Annotated in this window: 20 protein-coding genes and 1 rRNA gene; 16 read left to right on the top strand and 5 right to left on the bottom strand. The window is 60.3% G+C overall.

Annotated features, from left to right (window positions below; translation table 11 throughout):
- The first annotated feature begins 2 nt into the window (after nucleotides 1–2).
- From rrf to SWE17_RS08730, 10 genes are all read left to right on the top strand, one after another.
- Nucleotides 3–115 (top strand): 5S ribosomal RNA (rrf, locus tag SWE17_RS08775).
- A 206-nt stretch (nucleotides 116–321) separates the two neighbouring features.
- Nucleotides 322–2655: a bifunctional salicylyl-CoA 5-hydroxylase/oxidoreductase gene (locus tag SWE17_RS08770; protein ID WP_322992717.1), complete on the top strand. Its 2334-nt coding sequence runs from the start codon at nucleotides 322–324 to the stop codon at nucleotides 2653–2655.
- 183 nt (nucleotides 2656–2838) lie between these two features.
- A complete protein-coding gene (locus SWE17_RS08765; RefSeq protein WP_322992716.1) occupies nucleotides 2839–3630 on the top strand; it encodes an SDR family NAD(P)-dependent oxidoreductase in 792 nt (263 codons plus the stop codon).
- The gene (locus tag SWE17_RS08760) at nucleotides 3627–4121 is read left to right on the top strand and encodes a MarR family transcriptional regulator (RefSeq protein ID WP_322992715.1); all 495 of its coding nucleotides are present in this window, start codon (nucleotides 3627–3629) and stop codon (nucleotides 4119–4121) included. Before SWE17_RS08765 ends, SWE17_RS08760 begins: the two co-directional genes overlap by 4 nt.
- On the top strand, nucleotides 4118–4978 hold the full coding sequence (locus SWE17_RS08755; RefSeq protein WP_322992714.1) for an enoyl-CoA hydratase family protein: 861 nt from the start codon (nucleotides 4118–4120) through the stop codon (nucleotides 4976–4978). Before SWE17_RS08760 ends, SWE17_RS08755 begins: the two co-directional genes overlap by 4 nt.
- A 3-nt stretch (nucleotides 4979–4981) precedes the next feature.
- Nucleotides 4982–6166, top strand: coding sequence for an acyl-CoA dehydrogenase family protein (locus SWE17_RS08750; protein WP_322992713.1), 1185 nt, complete (start codon nucleotides 4982–4984; stop codon nucleotides 6164–6166).
- A 19-nt stretch (nucleotides 6167–6185) separates the two neighbouring features.
- Nucleotides 6186–7838, top strand: coding sequence for an AMP-binding protein (locus tag SWE17_RS08745; RefSeq protein WP_322992723.1), 1653 nt, complete (start codon nucleotides 6186–6188; stop codon nucleotides 7836–7838).
- A gap of 10 nt (nucleotides 7839–7848) precedes the next feature.
- Entirely contained in the window at nucleotides 7849–8244 is a 396-nt protein-coding gene (locus SWE17_RS08740) for a RidA family protein (RefSeq protein ID WP_322992712.1), read from the top strand.
- Nucleotides 8245–8623: 379 nt separating this feature from the next.
- The gene (locus tag SWE17_RS08735; RefSeq protein WP_322992711.1) at nucleotides 8624–9169 is read left to right on the top strand and encodes a hypothetical protein; all 546 of its coding nucleotides are present in this window, start codon (nucleotides 8624–8626) and stop codon (nucleotides 9167–9169) included.
- A 10-nt stretch (nucleotides 9170–9179) separates the two neighbouring features.
- The gene (locus tag SWE17_RS08730; RefSeq protein WP_322992710.1) at nucleotides 9180–9470 is read left to right on the top strand and encodes a hypothetical protein; all 291 of its coding nucleotides are present in this window, start codon (nucleotides 9180–9182) and stop codon (nucleotides 9468–9470) included.
- Nucleotides 9471–10105: 635 nt separating this feature from the next.
- Here the strand turns inward: SWE17_RS08730 and SWE17_RS08725 are convergent.
- Both SWE17_RS08725 and SWE17_RS08720 read right to left on the bottom strand, forming a co-directional pair.
- Nucleotides 10106–10555: a MarR family winged helix-turn-helix transcriptional regulator gene (locus SWE17_RS08725; RefSeq protein WP_322992709.1), complete on the bottom strand. Its 450-nt coding sequence runs from the start codon at nucleotides 10553–10555 to the stop codon at nucleotides 10106–10108.
- A complete protein-coding gene (locus SWE17_RS08720) occupies nucleotides 10552–11124 on the bottom strand; it encodes a flavin reductase family protein (RefSeq protein ID WP_416234998.1) in 573 nt (190 codons plus the stop codon). The genes SWE17_RS08725 and SWE17_RS08720 overlap by 4 nt, the downstream gene beginning before the upstream one ends.
- 71 nt (nucleotides 11125–11195) lie before the next feature.
- Here SWE17_RS08720 and SWE17_RS08715 point away from each other — a divergent pair, with 71 nt between their 5' ends.
- From SWE17_RS08715 to SWE17_RS08690, 6 genes are all read left to right on the top strand, one after another.
- Nucleotides 11196–12281, top strand: a complete 1086-nt coding sequence (locus SWE17_RS08715; RefSeq protein WP_322992707.1) for a peptidase M29 — start codon at nucleotides 11196–11198, stop codon at nucleotides 12279–12281.
- Nucleotides 12278–13060 (top strand): alpha/beta fold hydrolase, encoded by a 783-nt coding sequence (locus SWE17_RS08710; protein ID WP_322992706.1) that lies wholly within the window; start codon nucleotides 12278–12280, stop codon nucleotides 13058–13060. The genes SWE17_RS08715 and SWE17_RS08710 overlap by 4 nt, the downstream gene beginning before the upstream one ends.
- A complete protein-coding gene (locus tag SWE17_RS08705) occupies nucleotides 13057–14325 on the top strand; it encodes an acyl-CoA dehydrogenase family protein (RefSeq protein WP_416234997.1) in 1269 nt (422 codons plus the stop codon). Before SWE17_RS08710 ends, SWE17_RS08705 begins: the two co-directional genes overlap by 4 nt.
- Nucleotides 14325–15899, top strand: a complete 1575-nt coding sequence (locus SWE17_RS08700; RefSeq protein ID WP_322992705.1) for a class I adenylate-forming enzyme family protein — start codon at nucleotides 14325–14327, stop codon at nucleotides 15897–15899. The genes SWE17_RS08705 and SWE17_RS08700 overlap by 1 nt, the downstream gene beginning before the upstream one ends.
- A gap of 130 nt (nucleotides 15900–16029) precedes the next feature.
- A complete protein-coding gene (locus SWE17_RS08695) occupies nucleotides 16030–16995 on the top strand; it encodes a tripartite tricarboxylate transporter substrate binding protein (RefSeq protein ID WP_322992721.1) in 966 nt (321 codons plus the stop codon).
- Nucleotides 16995–17978, top strand: coding sequence for an alpha/beta hydrolase (locus SWE17_RS08690; RefSeq protein WP_322992704.1), 984 nt, complete (start codon nucleotides 16995–16997; stop codon nucleotides 17976–17978). The genes SWE17_RS08695 and SWE17_RS08690 overlap by 1 nt, the downstream gene beginning before the upstream one ends.
- Before the next feature lie 57 nt (nucleotides 17979–18035).
- Here SWE17_RS08690 and SWE17_RS08685 read toward each other — a convergent pair whose 3' ends face one another.
- From SWE17_RS08685 to SWE17_RS08675, 3 genes are read right to left on the bottom strand one after another with little or no spacing between them, the layout of a single operon-like run.
- Entirely contained in the window at nucleotides 18036–18812 is a 777-nt protein-coding gene (locus SWE17_RS08685) for a UPF0149 family protein (RefSeq protein WP_322992703.1), read from the bottom strand.
- A gap of 15 nt (nucleotides 18813–18827) precedes the next feature.
- Nucleotides 18828–19271 (bottom strand): PIN domain-containing protein, encoded by a 444-nt coding sequence (locus SWE17_RS08680; RefSeq protein WP_322992702.1) that lies wholly within the window; start codon nucleotides 19269–19271, stop codon nucleotides 18828–18830.
- Nucleotides 19268–20569 carry a THUMP domain-containing class I SAM-dependent RNA methyltransferase gene (locus SWE17_RS08675; protein ID WP_322992701.1) on the bottom strand — a complete coding sequence of 434 codons (1302 nt, stop codon included), beginning with the start codon at nucleotides 20567–20569 and terminating at the stop codon, nucleotides 19268–19270. Before SWE17_RS08675 ends, SWE17_RS08680 begins: the two co-directional genes overlap by 4 nt.
- Nucleotides 20570–20577 lie beyond the last annotated feature (8 nt).

The following is a 20577-nucleotide window of genomic DNA, read 5'->3' as shown; positions in this document are numbered from 1 at the left end:
TGCCTGATGACCATAGCAAGTTGGTCCCACTCCTTCCCATCTCGAACAGGACAGTGAAACGACTTAGCGCCGATGATAGTGCGGATTCCCGTGTGAAAGTAGGACATCGTCAGGCTTCTAACAGCCCAAAACGCCTCACCGATCGGTGGGGCGTTTTGCTTTGTGCGGACCATTTCTGCATCAGCACCATTTCCTCTCTTTCTTTCGTTTTCTACGGGTTACTCCCTGATTGACCGACTATTCATTCACCTCAATACTTGAGGTTTGAAATATATAGGCCTTAATCAATGGCCTGTGCGGTTTATAGCAAAGAGAACGAACATGAAAATCGTGTGTATTGGTGGTGGTCCTTCGGGTTTGTACTTTGCGTTGCTGATGAAAAAGCTCGGCTCACACCACGACATCACCGTGGTGGAGCGCAACAAGCCCTACGACACATTTGGTTGGGGCGTGGTGTTTTCAGATCAAACGCTGGAGAACATGCGCCAGTGGGACATCGAGACCGCTGCCGAGGTTGAGCAGGCCTTCAACCATTGGGATGACATAGAGCTGCATTTCAAGGACCGTGTGATTCGATCAGGCGGTCACGGCTTTGTGGGCATTGGCCGTAAAAAATTACTCAACATTTTGCAAGACCGATGCGAACAAGTCGGTGTCAAACTCCTGTTCGAGCAGGACGTGAACTCGGATTTGGACTTTCCTGATGCTGATCTCATCATCGCCAGTGATGGCGTCAACTCACGTGTGCGCAGCCGCATGCCTGAAGTGTTCAAGCCCGACATCGTCACCCGTCCCAACCGCTTCATCTGGCTGGGCACCAACCGTCAATACGACGCCTTCACCTTTTTGTTCGAAAAGACCGAGCACGGCTGGTTTCAAGCGCACGTCTACAAATTCGACAACCAAACTTCGACTTTCATTGTTGAGTGCCCCGAGCATGTCTGGCTGGCGCACGGCCTGGACAAAGCCGACCAAGACGCGTCGATCGCCTTCTGTGAAAAGCTATTTGCCAAGAATCTGCAAGGCGAGAAGCTGATGACCAACGCCCGCCACCTGCGTGGCTCGGCATGGCTCAACTTCCAGCGCGTCAAATGCGCCAACTGGTCCACCTTCAACGGCAACAGCCATGTGGTGCTGATGGGCGACGCGGTGCACACCGCGCACTTTGCCATCGGCTCGGGCACCAAGCTCGCGCTCGAAGACGCCATTGAGTTGGTGCGCCAGTTCAAGGCGCTGGGCGACACCGCAGACCGGATTCCTGAAGTGCTGAAAGATTACCAAGCCGTGCGCGAGATCGACGTGATTCGCCTGCAAAACGCCGCTTGGAACGCGATGGAATGGTTCGAGGTGTGTGGCGAGCGTTATTGCGATCAGCTCGAACCCGAGCAGTTCATGTACTCCATGCTCACCCGTAGCCAGCGCATCAGCCACGAGAATTTGCGGCTGCGTGACAAAGCCTGGCTGGAAGGCTACGAGGCCTGGTTTGCGGGCCGCACAGCGAAGCCGGGCATTCGTCCTCCCATGTTCACGCCCTATACCCAGCGCTCGGTCACGCTCAAGAACCGCGTGGTGGTATCGCCCATGGCGCAATACATGGCCGTGGACGGCCGCGTGGGCGACGACCACCTCGTGCACCTGGGCGCACGCGCCATGGGCGGTGCAGGGCTGGTGATGGTCGAGATGACCGCGCCCAGCATGGATGGCCGCATCACGCACGGCTGCCCGGGTTTGTGGAATGACCAGCAGATCACCGACTTTGCAAAGATCGTGGACTGGGTGCATGCCAAATCTGACGCGAAGATCGGCCTGCAGATCGGCCACGCCGGGCCCAAAGGCTCGACCTGCCGACCTTGGCAAGGCGCGGGCATGGACCAGCCTGTACCCGCTGACGATGCGGAAGGCAACTGGCCGCTGATCGCCGCGTCGCCCATGCCCTATTTGGCCCATGGCGATGTGCCCCGCGCCATGACCCGCGACGACATGGACCGCGTCACGGCCGACTTCGTGGCCTGCACCCAACGCGCAACGCAAGCTGGTTTTGATTGGCTGGAGTTGCACTGCGCTCACGGCTATTTGTTGTCGAGCTTCATCAGCCCGCTCACCAACCATCGCAAAGACGAATACGGCGGCTCGCTCGAAAACCGCCTGCGTTACCCGCTCGAAGTGTTTGCCACTGTGCGCGCCGCTTGGCCGAAAGACCTGCCCATGTCGGTGCGCATCTCGGCGCACGACTGGGTGGAAGGCGGCATCACACCGACCGATGCGGTCGAGATCGCCCGCGCCTTCAAGGCCGCTGGCGCCGACATGATCGACTGCTCGTCGGGCCAGGTCAGTGCGCAGCAAAAGCCCACTTACGGCCGCATGTACCAAACCCCCTTTGCCGACCGCATCCGCCAAGAAGCCGGCATCGCCACCATCGCGGTCGGTGCCATCTCAGAGGCCGACCACGTCAACAGCATCCTGGCCGCAGGCCGCGCCGACCTGTGCGCTGTGGCCCGCCCGCATTTGGCTAACCCGGCCTGGACGCTGACCGAAGCCGCGCGCATCGGCTTCAAAGACATCCCTTGGCCACGTGCTTACGTGTCGGGCAAGCCGCAGCTCGAAGCCGGTTTTGCCCGCGAGCGTGCCCAGCAGGCTGCGACAAAGGGGGATTGAGATGTTGAATGCTCATGGGGGGACTTCAACTTCCTTGCAATTTGAATTTGTGGGAGCGACGCCCTCGTCGCGAATGGGCGTCCATCGCGGCGAGGGCGCCGCTCCCACAGAAACCAATCAAGGCGAGGTGACTCCTACAAATTCCCATCGCGGCGAGGGCGCCGCTCCTACAGGGATCAAAGCATGCTGAGCAACCGCCACGCCCTCATCACAGGCGCGGGCGCTGGCATTGGCGCGGCCATCGCATTGCAGCTCGCGCAAGCGGGTTGCCGCTTGACCTTGTGTGGCCGCTCGCAAGACACGCTGCAGGCGCAAGCCGAGGCACTGCGCACGCAAGTGCCCGACGTGGCGATGCTGATCGCGCCCATGGATGTGGCCGATGAACACGCCGTGCAAGCGGCGGTGCTGCAGGCGCAGGCCCGCTTTGGTTCGGTGAACATCCTGGTCAACAACGCGGGCCAGGCGCACAGCGCGCCCTTTGCCAAGACAGGTGCCGCGCTGTGGCAACAGATGCTGAACGTCAACCTCACAGGCACCTACCACTGCATTCAGGCGGTGCTGCCGGGCATGCTCGAAGCGGCCAAAGCAGGCACGCCCGGGCGCATCGTCAACATCGCCAGCACAGCAGGCCTCAAAGGCTATGCCTACGTGAGCGCTTATGTGGCCGCCAAGCACGGTGTGGTGGGTTTGACCAAAGCACTCGCGCTCGAATTGGCCCGCAAAGGCGTGACCGTGAACGCGATTTGCCCCGGCTACACCGAGACCGACATCGTGCGCGAAGCGGTGCAAAACATCGTGAGCAAAACCGGCAAGAGCGAAGCCGAGGCGCGCCAAGCGCTGGCCGCCAGCAACCCGCAGCAGCGTCTGGTGCAGCCGCACGAAGTGGCGCAAAGCGTGTTGTGGCTGTGCGCAGCGGGCAGCGATGCGATCAACGGCCAATCGATTGCCATTGATGGTGGGGAGCTGGTGTCATGAGCGCACGACAAGACACTGATATGGAAGTGCGCGCGCACGCCGACCACCACGCCTCGTTGCGCTTGTGGTTGCGTCTGCTCTCGGCCACCACCCGCATCGAAGACACGATCCGCCAGCGGCTGCGCGAGCAGTTTGACATCACGCTGCCGCGCTTTGACCTGATGGCGCAACTCGAGCGCGAGCCGCAAGGCCTGTCGATGAGCGAGTTGTCGCGCCGCATGATGGTCACAGGTGGCAACGTCACCAGCATCGTGGACCAGCTTGAAAAAGAACAACTGGTGCAGCGGCAAATGCAAGCCAGCGACCGCCGCTCCTATACCGTCAGCCTGACCGATGCCGGGCGCAGCGCTTTCTCGGCCATGGCCCTGGCCCACGAGGGCTGGGTCGTCGAGCTGCTGTCGCCGCTGGCTGAGCGAGAACAAACTCAACTGCATCAATTGCTGGGCACCTTGAAGTCCGGCAACCCTAAAAATTCTGAGGAGACAAAATGACCCAACGCTACCTGCCCGGCCAGCCGCACCAGCTGCCCCGCCACAACCAGCCCATGGCGGGTTACCAGCCCGAGCATTTTTTGCTGTCCTTCAAAGACGGTGTGGCCACGGTGAGCCTGAACCGTCCCGAGCGCAAGAACCCGTTGTCGTTTGATTCGTATGCCGAGCTGCGCGACTTTTTCCGCGCCTTGTCCTACGCACCTGACATCCACGCCGTGGTCATCACGGGTACGGGTGGCAACTTCTGCTCGGGCGGCGATGTGCACGAGATCATCGGCCCGCTCACCCAGCTCGACATGCCCGGCCTCTTGGCTTTCACCCGCATGACCGGCGATTTGGTCAAGGCCATGCGTGCCTGCCCACAACCCATCATCGCGGCGATAGACGGCGTGTGCGCGGGCGCAGGCGCGATCCTGGCCATGGCGTCTGACCTGCGCTACGGCACCGAGCGCAGCAAGACCTATTTCCTGTTCAACAAGGTCGGCCTGGCCGGTTGCGACATGGGCGCGTGCGCGCTCTTGCCGCGCATCATCGGCCAGGGGCGTGCGAGCGAGTTGCTGTTCACCGGGCGCGGCCTGGGCGCGCTGGAGGCTGAGCGCTGGGGTTTTTACAACCGCGTGTGCGAGGCAGGCACCGTGCTGGCCGATGCACAGGCCATCGCCGCCCAGCTGGTGGCAGGCCCCACCTTTGCCAACGGCATCACCAAAAAAATGCTGCAACAAGAATGGAACATGGGCGTGGACGAAGCCATCGAGGCCGAAGCCCAGGCCCAAGCCATCTGCATGGCCACCAACGACTTCCACCGGGCGTACCACGCCTTTGTGGCCAAGCAAACACCTGTTTTTGAAGGGGACTGAGTCATGTCAGACCACCCAGCCAATCACCCGCCAGAACTCGACTGGCCCTTCTTTGACGACAGCCACCGCGACTTCAAAGTGCGCTTGGACACTTGGTGCCAAGAGCACCTTGCACACGCACACCACGACGAAAGCCGCGATGCGGTGGATGCCGAATGCATCCGTCTGGTGCGCCTGCTGGGCGCAGGCGGCTGGCTCAAGCATGCAGTGTCAGGCACGGCCTATGGCGCAGCGTCAGACGTGATCGACACCCGTCAGCTCTGTCTGCTGCGCGAGACGCTGGCTTTCCATAACGGCTTGTCTGACTTCGCGTTTGCCATGCAGGGCTTGGGCACAGGCGCCATCAGCCTCATGGGCAGCGACGATCAAAAGCAGCGCTACCTGGCGCGTGTGGCCTCAGGTCAGGCCTTGAGCGCCTTTGCCTTGAGCGAACCCGATGCAGGCTCGGACGTGGCCGCCATGCAGTGCAGCGCCACGGCCACGGCAGACGGCTATGTGCTCAACGGCCGCAAGACCTGGATCAGTAACGGCGGCATCGCCGACTTTTATGTGGTGTTCGCCCGCACAGGCGAAGCGCCTGGCGCACGCGGCATCACGGCTTTCATTGTCGATGCGGATACGCCCGGTCTGTCGATTGAAGAGCGCATCGACGTGGTCGCGCCGCACCCGCTGGCCACGCTCAAGTTTGACAACTGCAAGGTGGCAGCTAACCAACGCATTGGCGAAGCGGGCCAAGGCTTCAAGGTCGCCATGGCCACGCTCGATGTGTTCCGCACCTCGGTGGCCGCAGCCGCTTTGGGCTTTGGGCGACGTGCGCTGCACGAGTCCATCAGTTGGGCGCGTTCTCGCAAAATGTTTGGCCAAACCTTGGGCGACTTTCAGATCACCCAGACCAAAATAGCGCAGATGGCCACCATGCTAGACGCGGCCACCCTCTTGACGTATCGCGCCGCTTGGCTGCGCGACCAAGGCGGGCGCATCACCCGCGAAGCGGCCATGGCCAAGATGACCGCCACCGAAAACGCCCAGCAGATCATCGACATGGCGGTGCAGATGCACGGCGGCATGGGCGTCAAAAAAGGCGTGATGGTCGAGTCCCTGTACCGCGAGATTCGGGCGCTGCGCATTTACGAAGGTGCGACCGAAGTGCAGCAGCTGATCATCGGCAAAGACATGCTGAAAGGTTGACATGAGCGACTGGAACCAACTGCTGCCCAGCAGCCACACCGACACCTTTGCGCGTGACCGGCTGCCGCCCAAAGACCAGCTGCCCGAGTTCATCGCCGACCGGCACGAGCTTGACTACCCGGACCAGATCAACTGCGCTGTGGAATTGGTGGACCGTCATGTGAGCGAAGGCCGAGGCGATCGCATCGCGCTGCATGGCGTGAGCGACTTCAACAAGGGCGGTGGCGACTTCAGCTGGACGTATGCGCAGTTGCAAGACAAGAGTAACCGCATCGCCCAGGTGCTGGCCCATGACATGGGCCTCGTGCCCGGTAATCGCATCTTGCTGCGAGGCGGTAACAGCCCCATGATGGCGGCTTGCTTGCTGGGCACGCTCAAGGCGGGCCTGGTGGCGGTGCCCACCATGCCGCTGCTGCGTGCGGGCGAGTTGGCCCAGATCATCGACAAAGCGCAGGTCAGCGCCGCCCTGTGCGACAGCCTGCTGGCCGACGAACTGCAGCACTGCATGACGCCCGGTCACGCCAGCCACATGGCCAGCTTGCAGCAGCTGGTGCAGTTCCGCAGCGATGCCCCTGATGGTCTGGAGCAGCGCATGGCGCAGCAAACTGGCGCGTACATGCCTCACGCCACCAGCCGCGACGACGTGTGCCTGATTGCGTTCACCAGCGGCACCACGGGCAAGCCCAAGGGCACCATGCACTTTCACCGCGATGTGCTGGCCATGTGCGATTTGTTCCCGCGCCACATCTTGAAGATGAACGAAACCGATGTGGTGTGTGGCACGCCGCCCATCGCCTTCACCTTCGGGCTGGGTGGTCTGTTGGCGTTCCCGCTGCGCTATGGTGCCAGCACCGTGCTGCTCGAAAAGCACACGCCCGAGACCTTGATGCAGACCATTGCCAAGTACCACGCCACGCAGTGCTACACCGCGCCCACCATGTACCGCCAAATGGCAACGCTGGCCAAAGGCATTGACCTGTCGAGCCTCAAGCACCCCGTCTCGGCAGGCGAGGCCTTGCCCGACGCCACCCGCCAGCTGTGGAAGCAGGCCACAGGCATCGAGATGACGGACGGCATTGGCGGCACCGAAGTGATCCACATCTACATCTCGAGCGCGGGCGCGCAAGTGCGGCCCGGCAGCATTGGCCAAGTGGTGCCCGGCTATGTGGCGCAGATCGTGGGTGACGACATGCAACCCGTGCCGCCCGGCACCGTGGGGCGGCTCGCGGTGCGCGGCCCCACAGGCTGCAAATACCTGGCCGACCCGCGCCAGCAAGACTATGTGAAAGACGGCTGGAACCTGCCCGGCGACACCTTCGTCATGGACGCCGATGGCTACTTCAGCTACCAGGCGCGCAACGACGACATGATCATCTCGGCGGGCTACAACATCGCAGGCCCCGAGGTGGAAGGCGCTTTGCTGCAACACCCGGCCGTGGCCGAATGCGGCGTGGTCGGCATGCCCGACGAAGACCGCGGCCACATCGTGCAGGCTTATGTGGTGCTCAAGCCCGGCCACACGGGCGATGCGGCCATGGAAAAAGCCCTGCAAGAGCACGTCAAACAAACCATCGCCCCGTTCAAGTACCCGCGCAAGGTGGTCTTTCTGGACGCCTTGCCCCGCACCGAAACCGGCAAACTGCAGCGCTTCAAGCTGCGTCAAATTTCTTAAGGAGCCCACCATGTTCAACGTCTTGCAACCCGAAGGCTGGGCACCCGCCAAAGGCTATGCCAACGGCATCGAAGCGCGTGGCCGCATGGTGTTCGTCGCGGGCATGATCGGCTGGAACGGCCAAGCCCAGTTCGAGACCGACGACTTTGTGGCCCAGTGCCGCCAGGCCCTGCAAAACATCGTCGACACGCTCGCGTGCGCAGGCGCAGGCCCACAGCACATGGCCCGCATGACCTGGTACGTCAAAGACAAGAAGGAATACCTCGCACGCGGCAGGGAGCTGGGCAAGGTCTATCAGAAAGTCATTGGCAAGAACTACCCGGCCATGACGCTGGTGCAAGTGGCCGACCTGGTCGAAGATCGAGCCCAAGTTGAAATCGAAGTGACGGCGGTGGTGCCAGACTGAGGGGATACGCGCCTTGCGCGGTGTCAATGGCGATGCTGATCGATGGGCTGCTTACGTTCACGCTTGATTCTGGTCATCATAGGTTTATGAGCTAAATGGCCGAATTATCTTGTTGCGTGCGCTCTCCCATGTCTGTGTTTGAATGAATTAATCGGGCGCAAGATGTAAATATTAACGATCCTATGTTCGAAATTTTTCCTCTAGGATGCTGACGATCACAGACGCGCATTTTTATTGGATAAATAAATTTTCAAAAGCATTATTGAATAGTATGTAAATTCCTAGTATAAATGAGGGGGGTGCTACTGTGTCGGTGCATTCGTAAAGAATTTGTAAAAACTTCAAATCACATTTTTCTATCAGTCATACCAAATTAAATATGAAAATTTTACTTTTGTTGCCTTTTTTGATTTTTCCAAATTTCATATCAGCTACAACATTTGAAACAGCATTTGGAATCCCCATTGGTGGGCTTCTTGCTTATAAGATTCAATCTTGTGCAGCAACCAGTGATCAATCAAAAAGAATTTGTTGGATTAATAGTCCTCGAAAAAAAGATGGAGATTTGAGCGGGTCTGTTAAATACCAAGACTTCTTTAATTTACCCGCTTGGGCGATTTCTGCAAAGTTCTGGATTTCGCTTAATGAGGTTGGGGAGGTTGATGTGTTAGAGGCTAATGAAATAGAAGGCAACCAAGAAGAGGTTATTGCAAATTCAATAAGTTTAAAATTCGGTTATCCAAGTGAAAAATACTCATTAGGGGAGGGGAGAATGTATGAATGGAGGAAGAGTAAATTATCTATAAAAATGAGCTGTTATTCTAAGTGTAATGTTAAATTTATTTCATCCAAGCTTGTAGAGGAGCGCGAATCTATATTAAATGAAATTCAAAAACTTGAGATAAAAAGACCAAAAACACCATAACTTAAATTTTATGTTTACTGAATTGGATTTTTCTAGTGTGGTGTCTAAAATTGGTTTGCAGGCTGGTAATGTAAGTCGCTGCCCCGATCAATGGGTTGGTGATGTAATGTATTCGCCTGATGGATTTATTTACCTTGGAAATTCCCGTAATGATTTTACTTGGAGAAAAAATTTACCTCAAGCATCATCCTGTTTTAAAAATAAATCTAGCTTGCTGATTATTCTTGAAAGTCCTCACGTGGATGAGTATGAGATGAATTTAGATGGAAGTATTTCAGCTATTGGCCCAGCTAATGGATAAACAGGTCGGAGTATACGAGCCTATTTAGATACGGCAACCGTGGAAATTGCAAGGCAAATAAATTTCAAGACTCCAGAAAAATTTAACTTGCTTTTGATGAATGCTGTACCTTATCAGTGCTCTCTTGGAAAAAAGCTAAAGGGTCAAAATTCGAAGGATAGAGATTCTGTATTTTTAAATTCCTGGAATTATGCAAAAGAGGATTTCATTGAAAGATTGATGCGATATACAAATGAAAAAACAATAATCATAAATGCCTGCACCAAAGGTACGAAAAAACGAGGGCATGCCTTAAATCTATCTGGGCAAGTAGATGAGTCTGTGGTATCTCTAAATCTATTTAAAAACAGCTATTTCAAAAGATGCCATCCTTCGAGTACGCCACATTGGAAATTAGGTCGCAGTTGGTAGTTGCATGCTTTAAATATAGTAATTTGCAGTTGCAAAATAAAATACTTATTCGGGGAAAGTATTTTCACCGCGTTGCCCTTCTGCAAGAGTGCCATCGATACTGCAGATATTGATATTAAGCTTGCAACACGGGATTTGAACTCAGCGACAGCTAATCAACTCACATCTGCGTCCCGTAGCAAAGAGCCGCATCCAAACAGCAATATCAAAACCCCGAAAGCGACTCAGCGCTCCCCAGCACCGGTATGCGCATCAATCAAGCTCTCCAACATGAGCTTGAGTTGATGGGCCGGGTCCGCACCCAAAGCAGACACCACCTGGGCTTCGTGCGCTTTGGCTTGTTTCAGCAGGGGCTGCACTTTACGCCGACCTGCGGCTGTTAGGCTGACCAGGCTTTGGCGTTTGTCGTGTGCGGCGTCGCAACGTTTGACCCAACCGGCGTCTTGCATGCGGCCCACCAGCTTCGTCACGGTGGGTTGTTTGGCCAGCACGATGCTGGCGAGTTCGTTGATGCTCAAACTGTCTTTGCCCGACAGGCTCGCCATGACGCGCCACTCCATCAGGCTCAGGCCGCTGGCTTCGACCACGGCGTGGAACTCGCTCGAAATCAAATGGCTGGCGCGGGCCAGCAAGTAGGCCAGGTAGTCGTCGACAAAGCCTGCCGGGTTGCTCATGCTAATGGCGTAGTGGTGCTGAACTGACCGCCCTGGTAAACGAGTGGGGCCGAGCCATCACTGAAGCCGCAGCGTTCCACCTCACCTACAAAAATCACATGGTCGCCTTCTTCGTGTCGGCTGCGGTTGTGGCATTCAAACCAAGCCAGAGCGCCATCCAAAATGGGCAAACCCGACTCGCCCAGCTTGTAAGCGGTATCGGCAAAGCGGTCGCCTTTGCCGAAGGCAAAACGGTTGCAGACATCCAGCTGATCGGCGGCCAGCACGTTCACCACGTAATGCGTGCCCGCATGGAACAGCGGTGCGCTGCTGGCGCCTTGCCCCAGGCTCCACAACACCAGCGGGGGCGTGAGCGACACCGAGTTGAATGAACTGGCGGTGATGCCCACAAAGCTGCTGCTGGCCGAATCGCCCTTGTGTGCGCCCGGCGCGAACGTGGTGATGACGGTCACCCCCGTGGCAAAGCGTGATAGTGCTTGCTTGAAATGCGGCGTTTCAAAGTCTGGACTGAGCGCTTTGATGTGAGATGGGGGGGCTTGGTGCATGGGTGGATGATAGTTGAATTGCATGAATTTTCATATAAACTGACCATTCATGTCTGCAGGAGAACCGTTCAGAGCTGCAGGCCAAGGAGACAAGCATGCTGGTGGAACGAATCGAAAACAGGTGGCTCGCGGCCTTTACCCGCACCTTCACGCTGTGCAAGGTGCAGCCTGGCGAAGTGGTCGCTATTTTGGCCGAAACCCAATCACGCCGGGTCAACGTGGACTTGGCCCGCCTCGCTCTGGAAGCCATGGGCGCCCGCGTGTTCGAAGTGACTTTGACCACGCCTGCACTCACCGCCCCCGCGCCGGTGCGATCCACAGGCGCCAGCGACGCTATCGGGCAACTCGGCCCCGTGGTGGCTGCATTGGCCCGCGCCGACATGGTGGTGGACTGCACCGTCGAAGGCCTTCTGCACGCGCCCGAGTTGCCCACCATCATGAAAGGCGTGGACGGGCATATGCCGCGCTTGTTGATGGTGTCGAACGAGCACCCTGAAATTTTGGAGCGCACCGTACCCGATCCGGCGCTTGAAGGCGTGGTGCGTTCGGCCATGAAAAAGCTCCGCGCCGCGCAGCAGATGCATGTGACGTCAGCCGCAGGCACCGACCTGCGCGTGAACCTGAAACATGGCGACAAACAAGCGGTGGTCGGCGGTGTGTGGGGCTTTTGCCCCAAGCCGGGCATGGTGTCGCACTGGCCTGCCGGGCTGGCGCTGGCTTTCCCCGCAGCGGGCAGTGTCAACGGCACGCTGGTCATGGCCCCGGGTGATGTGAACCTGACCTTCAAAAGCTATTTGCGTGACACGATCCGCCTGGCCATCGAGAACGACAGCGTGGTCGCCATCGAGGGGCAGGGCGTCGATGTGGACATGATGCGCGGCTACTGGAAAGCTTGGGAAGACGCCGAAGGCCACCGCGCCGCCTATGCCGTCTCGCATGTGGGCTTTGGCCTGAACCCCGCGGCGCGTTGGGACGCCATGGCGTTCTATGACAAGCGCGACTGCAACGGCACCGAGCTGCGGGCCTTTGCGGGCAACTTTTTGTATTCGACCGGGGCCAACGAAGTCGCGGGCCGCCACACGCTGGGCCACTTTGACCTGCCTATGCGCGGCTGCACCATCCGGCTCGACGACACGGTGGTGGTTGATGCGGGCCAAGTCGTGAGCGCGGCGCTGGCATGAACTCGCCAGCCTTCACCGACGTAGGCTTGCCCACACAGCCTGCTGTGGTGTTTTTGCACGGCGTGGGCGGCGGCCGACACGGCTGGACAGTGCAACAAGCGCATGTGGCTGCTCTGGGCTGGCGCAGCCTGGCCTGGGACATGCCCGGTTATGGCGACAGCCCCATGGTCACCCCCTACGACTTCGCGCACCTGGCGCAAGCCCTGTGGCAGATGCTGGACGCGGCGCACATCGACCAAGCCGTGTTGGTGGGCCACAGCATGGGGGCCATGGTCGCCCTGCAAGCCTGGACGCAAAAGCCAGAGCGCATCCGTGGCCTGCTGCTGGCCGCCAGCAGCCCGGCTTTTGGCAACAGCGACGGCGATTTTCAAAAACAGTTTTTGGCGCAGCGCCTGGCCCCGTTGGAAGCGGGCAAAAACATGGGTGACATTGCCGACAAGCTGATCCCCACCATGGCCGCACCCGGTGGCGATGCAAGCCAGTTGATCCATGCGCACCAAAGTATGGCCGCAGTGCAGCCCGCCACCTACCGCGCCGCGCTGCATGCGCTGGTGCAGTTTGAGCAACGCGCCGCTCTGCCCACCATCACCGTGCCTGTGCTTTGCCTGGCCGCAGAACATGACCGCACCGCACCGCCTACCGTGATGGAACGCATGGCGCAAAAGATCCCCGGTGCGCGCTACTCCTGCCTGGCCGGTGCAGGGCATTTGCTGCATTACGAACAGCCCGAGGCGTTCAACGCCGAACTCGAAAAATTCCTAAAGGACGTGAAACCATGACCGACGTGACAGCCCTCTCTCAACCAGACGTCATGCCCATCTGTGGCGACGATTACCCCCTGACCGAAAAACAGCAAAAGCTGATGGCGCTGGCCCGCCAGCTGGGCCGCGAGAAGTTCGCCCCCCGTGCCGCGCAACTCGACCGCGACGCGCAGTTCCCGTTTGCCAACTACGACGACATGCGTGACTCGGGCCTGCTGGCGCTGTGCGTGCCCGAAGCGCATGGCGGTCAGGGTGCTGATTACGCCACCTATGCGATGGTGTCGGCCGAGATTGGCCGCTACTGCGGCGCCACCGCGCTCACTTTCAACATGCACGTCTGCACCATGCTCTGGAGCGGCTTGTTGTCTGAAGACTTGGAGATGACGCCCGAGCAGCGCGCTTCACACCGCCAGCACCAGGCCACGCACTTTGCACGGGTGGTGAAAGACGGCGCGATTTACGCGCAGCCGTTTTCAGAAGGCGGTGCAGCGGCGTCAGGCGCTCAACCCTTCGGCACCCTCGCCGTCAAGGTCGAAGGCGGCTGGAAGATCAACGGTAAAAAAATCTTCGCTTCCCTGTCAGATGCGGCCGATTACTTTGGCGTGCTCTGTACCGAGAAAAAAGAGGGCGCTGACCTTTCGCGCCGGGACACCTTGTACCTGGCCATCCCCCGCACCGCGCCGGGCCTGACGATCGAAGGCGATTGGGACCCTTTGGGCATGCGCGCCACCGTGTCGCGCAATTTGATTTTCAAAGACGTGTTCGTGCCCGACGACGCGGCGCTCATGCCGCAAGGCCTGTACTTCCAGGCGGCCAGCCGCTGGCCGCACATGTTCATGACGCTCTCGCCCACCTACATGGGCATCGCGCAAGCGGCGTACGACTTCACCGTGGCCTATTTGCGTGGCGAGATTGCGGGCACGGGCCCCGTCAAGCGCCGCCAGTTCGCGACCAAGCAGATCGCCGTGGCCGAGATGTTCATCAAGCTCGAACAGACGCGCAACCTGTTCTTGCGCGCCATCGAAGACGCCAAGGTGGACCCGAGCAAATCCACCCGCCTGCGCGCCTATGCCGCGCAGTACACCATCATGGAGAACGCGCAAGACATCGCCCGCCTTGCGATCCGCACCTGCGGCGGTCAGTCCATGCTCAAAAGCCTGCCGCTCGAGCGCCTGTACCGCGATGCGCGTTGCGGCTCGCTCATGCTGCCCTGGACAGCCGAGCTGTGCATGGACCGCATTGGCCGCGAAGCCCTGTACGAACCCGGCGAAAAAGACGAGTGATGTTGGGCGACGAAACCAGCCCCCTTGCTGCCCGCTTTGCGCAGCTGGCGCAGGACTGCGGCACGCAGCCCGCCATGACCTTCCGGGGCGATGAGCGCAAGGCCACCCAGACGGGTGACAGCACCTTCGCCTACGACTTTGCCAAATTTTGGCGGCGCGTGGCACGCGTCACCGCGCACCTGCAATCCAACTGGGGCGTGCAGCCGGGCGACCGAGTGGCTTGGCTCGGGTTTAACCACGAGTTGCAGTTGGTCACGTTGGTGGCCTGCGCCCGCTTGGGCGCAGTGTTTTTGCCGCTCAACTTTCGCCTGGCGGTGCCAGAGCTGCAGCAGGTCATGGGAGACGCCCAGCCGCGCCTGCTGGTACACGACACCCACCACGCCGATACAGCCTATGCGTTGCAAGGCGCAGGCCTGCAGCATACGCACCACGACAGCCTGATCGCCACCGCCTCGCCTCGCGCATTGCCAATGCCTGCCGTTCATGGCGAGCTGCCGCTGCTGCTGGTCTACACCTCGGGCACCACGGGCGTGCCCAAGGGCGCTGTGCACACACAAGCGGCGCTGCTGGCCAATGCCCGTGCCAGTGCATGGGCGCACGACTTCAGCCGTGCAGGGGCGCACAACAACACACCGGGCGACAAGGTGCTGTCCACCTTGCCCATGTTCCATGTGGGCGGCCTGTGCATCCAGACCCTGCCCGCGCTGCTGGCTGGGGTGGAGGTGGTCTTGCATCCGCGCTTTGACCCGACCGCTTGGTTGGACGAAATGCAAACGAGCCGCCCCACACTGTCGCTCTTGGTGCCCGCCACCATGCGCGCCGTGTTTGAACACCCGCGATGGGCAGACACCTCGCTGGCTTGCCTGCGCGGCATCATGACCGGCTCGTCCACCGTGCCTGTGGCTTACCTCGAAATGCTGCAGGCACGCGGCGTGCCCGTGGGGCAGGTCTATGGCACCACCGAGACGGGGCCTGTGTCCATCGTGCTGCGTCTGCCAGACGCCATGGCCCGCGTGGGCGCATCGGGCTGGCCGCACCCCGAAGCGCAGGTCAAACTCATCGACGCGCAAGGCCAGGAAGTCGGCCCCGGTGAAACGGGCGAAGTCTGCATCCGCGCCGCCAACCTGATGCGCGGCTATTGGCGTGCCGACGGAGAGCCCAACACAGGTCTGCAGGACGGCTGGTTCCATTCGGGCGACTTGGGCCAGCGTGCCGAAGACGGCTGCATCACCATCGTCGGCCGCAGCAAAGACATGATCATCTCGGGCGGTGAAAACATCTACCCGGCCGAAATCGAAAACCAGCTCGTCACCTTGCCCGGCGTGGCCGACAACGCGGTGGTCGGCGTGGCCGATGCCCGCTGGGGCGAAGTGCCCGTGGCGGTGCTGGTGCGCAGCCCCGACGCCGCAGGGCAGACCCTGACGGCCGAAGCCGTGCTGCAACACCTGCAAAGCCGCATCGCCCGCTTCAAGCTGCCGCGCCGCGTGGTGTTCATGGACAGCTTGCCCAAGAGTGCCTTGGGCAAGGTGCAAAAGCCCGCTTTGCAGGCCCTTTTGACCGGGACAAACCCTTAAAAACCACCTCTTTCTTCGCCTGCGTGACAGCGTTGTCATACCTGCATGGCATCATCATCTGATGCATCAAAACAAGGAGATACGCATGGTTCAACTCTCACGCCATTTCACTCGCCGTCCTGTCTTGGGCATGGCCGCGGCGATTCTTTTGTCGACCACTTCAGCAGCCTGGGCGCAAACCGCCTGGCCCAACAAGCCGGTCAAGATCGTGGTGCCCTTTGCACCCGGCGGCACCACCGACATCCTGGCCCGCGCCATCGCACCTGATTTGGCCAAGGCCTTTGGTCAGCAGTTCGTGATCGAAAACAAAGGCGGCGCAGGCGGCAATCTCGGGGCCGAACAAGTCGCTAAGTCGGCAGGCGACGGCTACACCCTGCTCATGGGCACCGTGGGCACACACGGCATCAACCGCGCCCTGTACGCCAAGCTGCCCTACGACCCCTTCAAGGACTTCGCCCCCATCACCCTCGTGGCGGGTGTGCCCAACGTGATGGTGGTCAACGCCGAAAAAGCAGCGGCCAACAAGATCAACAACGTCAAAGACTTCATCCAGTACGCCAAAGCCAACCCCGGCAAACTGAACATGGCCTCCAGCGGCAACGGCACTTCCATCCACTTGGCAGGCGAGTTGTTCAAGTCGCAAACCGGCACCTTCATGGCCCACATCCCATACCGCGGCTCCGGCCCGGCCTTGCTCGATTTGGCGGGTGGCAGCATGGACGTGATGTTCGACAACCTGCCATCGGCCATGCAGCTCATCAAGTCGGGCAAGCTCAAGGCCTTGGCGGTGACCAGCGGGCAACGCTCTGCTGCCATGCCCGAGTTGCCCACGGTCGAAGAAGCAGCAGGACTCAAAGGCTTTGAAGCCAGCAGCTGGTTCGGTTTGCTGGCACCCGCCGGCACGCCCGCCGATGTGGTCAGCCGCATCCAGCAAGAAGTGGCCAAATCGCTGGCCACCCCGGCCATGAAAGAGCGCCTGGCCACCTTGGGCGCGATCCCAAGCGGCAACACGCCTGCACAGTTTGCTGCGCTGATCGACGCTGAGCACAAGAAGTGGGCCGAAGTCGTCAAGGCCTCGGGCGCCAAGGTCGACTGATGGCTTGGTTTGAAGGCTTCGAGCGGCAAACGCTCACGGTGGCGGGCTTGCCAGTTTGCTTTCGGCAATCGGCCGATTGGGCTGCGCAAGCGCACCTGCCTGTGATGGTGCTGCTCCACGGCTTTCCGCAAACCCATGTCATGTGGCACCGAGTCGCGCAAAACTTGCGCGGCCGATACCGCTTGGTCATGCCCGATTTGCGGGGTTACGGCGATTCGTCGCACGCCGTGGGCGACGCCGAGCACACGCACTACAGCAAACGCGCCATGGCGCAAGAAGTGGTGGGCCTGCTCGACGCGCTGGGCGTAGGTGATTTTTTCCTGTGCGGTCACGACCGAGGTGGCCGTGTGGCGCATCGGCTGGCGCTGGACCATGCCCAACGCGTCAAGAAGTTGTGCGTCATCGACATCGCGCCTACGTTTGACATGTACAGCGGTCACTGGGGGGCATTGCCGGGCAAAACCCCGGAGGTCTCCGGCCCGGTGGCCGACCCGTACTTTGCGTTTGCACAGGCTTACTACCACTGGTTCCACCTGACGCAGCCCGCGCCTTTGCCCGAATTCATGATCGGCGGTAACCCCAAGGCCTATCTGCACGCCAAGCTCGGCGGCTGGGGCAGCCAAAACATGGGGTACATCGAGCCTGAAGCCTTGGCCGAATACGAACGCGCTTTTTGCAATCCGGCACTCAATGACAAGGGCTGGTCCGCCGCCATCCACAGCGCGGCCGAAGATTACCGCGCCAGTGCAGGCATCGATCTGCAGCACGACCTTGAGGGCCGGGAGCGGGGCGACCAAATCGCCTGCGACACGCTGGTCTTGTGGGGCAACCGTGGTGTGGTCAACCGCATGTTCAAGCCCGTGGAGCTGTGGCAAGCGCAATGCGCAGGCAATGTGTCAGGTCAGGTCATGGCTTCTGGCCACTTCATTCCCGAAGAACTGCCCGAAGCCACCAGCGACGCGCTGGCCAAGTGGATGGTTTGACTTTGTAGGAGCGACGCCCCCGTCGCGAAAAGCGGACAGGGGTGAAGAGCTAAGCGCTCAAGCCCCGCAGCACTTCTTGTATTTCTTCCCACTGCCGCAACTGCAAGCATCGTTGCGCCCTGGCGTGGCTTCCTTGATGACTTGAGCTACGCGGGGCCCGATGTTGCGCCAGATCTCGCGCAGGTCATACACCGCCCACAGTGCCTCGCCATAGGCGTTCAGGCGGTTTTCGCTCACGCTGGGTGGGCCGTCTTCCGACAGTGCCGACAAAGTGGGCACATCGGTGTCGTCCTCGGTCAGCGCCACAACGGCTTCAAGCGACAGGTCGTACCACTTGGCCGCGTCTTTGTCCTTGGGCGTGGCCCACTCGTCGGGCCAGTTTTCAACGGCGAACATGAAGCCCAGTGCCCACACCTGGGCAAACGAAGGGATTTCGCTGTCGTCGATCTCTTCACGCTCTTCGGGCGGCAATGATGCAATCGCACCGCGCACATCCATCACTTCAGGCGCATAAGCCTTGTCGTCGTCCAGCGCTTCCACGGGCGTGTCGAGTGCAAGTTTGATCTCGTCAAAACGGCGCTGCCACAAGGCCATGAACTGCTGGCGCTGGGCGTCGTCGGCAAAGCTGCCACCTTCGGCCTCGTCCGGGTCAATGCCCAGCAGCATGGGCAACCACTCGCTGTCGGGAATGGCGCGACGGCAGCACACCAGCGCCGCCATGAAGCCCTCGCAAAACTCCCACTGAGGCGTCTCTTCAAAGCGTTCGCGCAGGTCGTCCAGGATGTTATCTAGGGTGTCAAAGTCTTCGGCTTCCAAGCCAGCGGTCGTGTTCATGGTGTGTTCCTGTGTTCAGGCGGGGATTGTAGTGACCGGGTTTAGCGCCACGCCGCAGCGCTCCAGGCGCTTTCTCATGCAGAGCACTTGCGCGTCTTTGCTGTGCAAGACTGCGGTGTGGGCTACTGCCAGGTCGATGAATTTTTGGTCGTCTGCGTCTTTGCAGGCGTAGGGCGCTTTGGGCGCGTCGGGCTGCAGCTGTGCGTATTGATCAAAGTGGCCGAGCACGGCGCTGGCGGGTAGCTCGCGGTGTGTCAAGCGCTTGACGATTTGCGGGTAGGCCAGCACGCGGGCCAGTTCTTCGCGCATGGCAGCGGTGGCCAGCCACTGTGTGCTGCCGGTCTCGACGCTGGTGCGCAGCGCTTCGGCCTTGGGTTCGTCAAACACCCACAGGTCGAGCACGATGTTGGTGTCCAGCACGCGGCGCACCGGAGCTTGCGCATCTGCGGCTGCGCTCATGGCGCAGGTGTTTCATCAGCCCCCGGTGTGTCGGTAGTGGGGTTGGCATTGCGCTTCAAGCTGCCCTTGATCATGTCAAATCGGAACAAGCGGCATTCGATGGGGCCATTCCACATGGGCACGCGGCGCGATTCTTTCAGGCGCATTTTGCTGGGCAGCTTCAGGTCGGGCGTGAGCATCCAGGCGCTCCAGCCGCTGTAGTTTTTCTTCCAGTGGCTGGCCAGTTGGGCGAAGAAGTCGCCGCCGTCATCGGTCTGGGCAGTCTCGCGGTGGTGGCTCTGCTCGGAGGCCCGTGCGTTTGCCAAGGCCCCCGGCTGGAAGTTATCGCGCCCGCGCCCGGCCACACCCGCTGCGGCAATGCGCTCGCCATAGGGTGGGTTGAGCAGCATCACGCCAGGTGTCTCGCTGGGGGGCATGCGTTGCAGCGCATCGCCGCCCCGGAACTCGATCACGCCGGACACGCCTGCGCGTTCGGCGTTGCGCTCCGAGAAGTCCACCATGCGGAAGGCCACATCGCTGCCAAAGACGGGCGCGGTGGGTTCGTGTTCCAGGTCACGGGCTTCTTCGATCAGGCCTTGCCAGACGTGGTTCTGGAAGGGCAGCAATTTCTCGAAACCAAAGCGACGTTGCAAACCGGGGGCAATGCCGCAGGCGATTTGCGCTGCTTCGATCGGGATGGTGCCGCTGCCGCAGCAGGGGTCGTACAGCGGTGTGGTGCCGTCCCAGCCGCTGGCCGCGATCATGGCGGCGGCCAAGGTTTCTTTCAGGGGTGCGTCGCCCTTGTCGGTGCGCCAGCCGCGTTTGAACAGCGGCTCGCCCGAGGTGTCGATGTAGAGCGTGAGGGTTTCGGGCGTCAGGTGCGCGTAGATGCGCACGTCGGGCCAGCTGGTGTCGACGCTGGGGCGCTCACCGCGCTTGTGGCGGAAACGGTCGGCCACCGCGTCTTTGATTTTGAGGGCCGCAAAGTTCAGGCTGGTCAGCGGGCTGTGCTGCGCGGTGATGTCGATCTTGAAGGTCTGTTTGGGCGTGAACCAAATTTCCCAAGCCACTTCGCTGGCGGCGTTGTACAGGTCGTTTTCGTTGCGGTAGTCGGTGACCGACAGCTGCACCAGCACGCGCTGCGTCAAGCGGCTGTGCAGGTTGATGCGCATCGCATCGCGCCAGGAGGCTCGGGCCATCACGCCGCCACGTCCGGTCATCAGGTCGTGGCCCGTGAGGCCGGTGATGGCGTGGACCTCGTCGGCCAAGAAGCCCTCAACGCCAGCGGCGCAAGGCATGAACAGGTTCAATGAATTCACTCAAATAC

It is taken from the genome of Limnohabitans sp., from assembly GCF_034680285.1.
Taxonomy (GTDB): domain Bacteria; phylum Pseudomonadota; class Gammaproteobacteria; order Burkholderiales; family Burkholderiaceae_C; genus Limnohabitans_A.
Note: the sequence above shows the minus strand (reverse complement) of the source record. Positions and strands in the feature narration are given on the sequence as shown.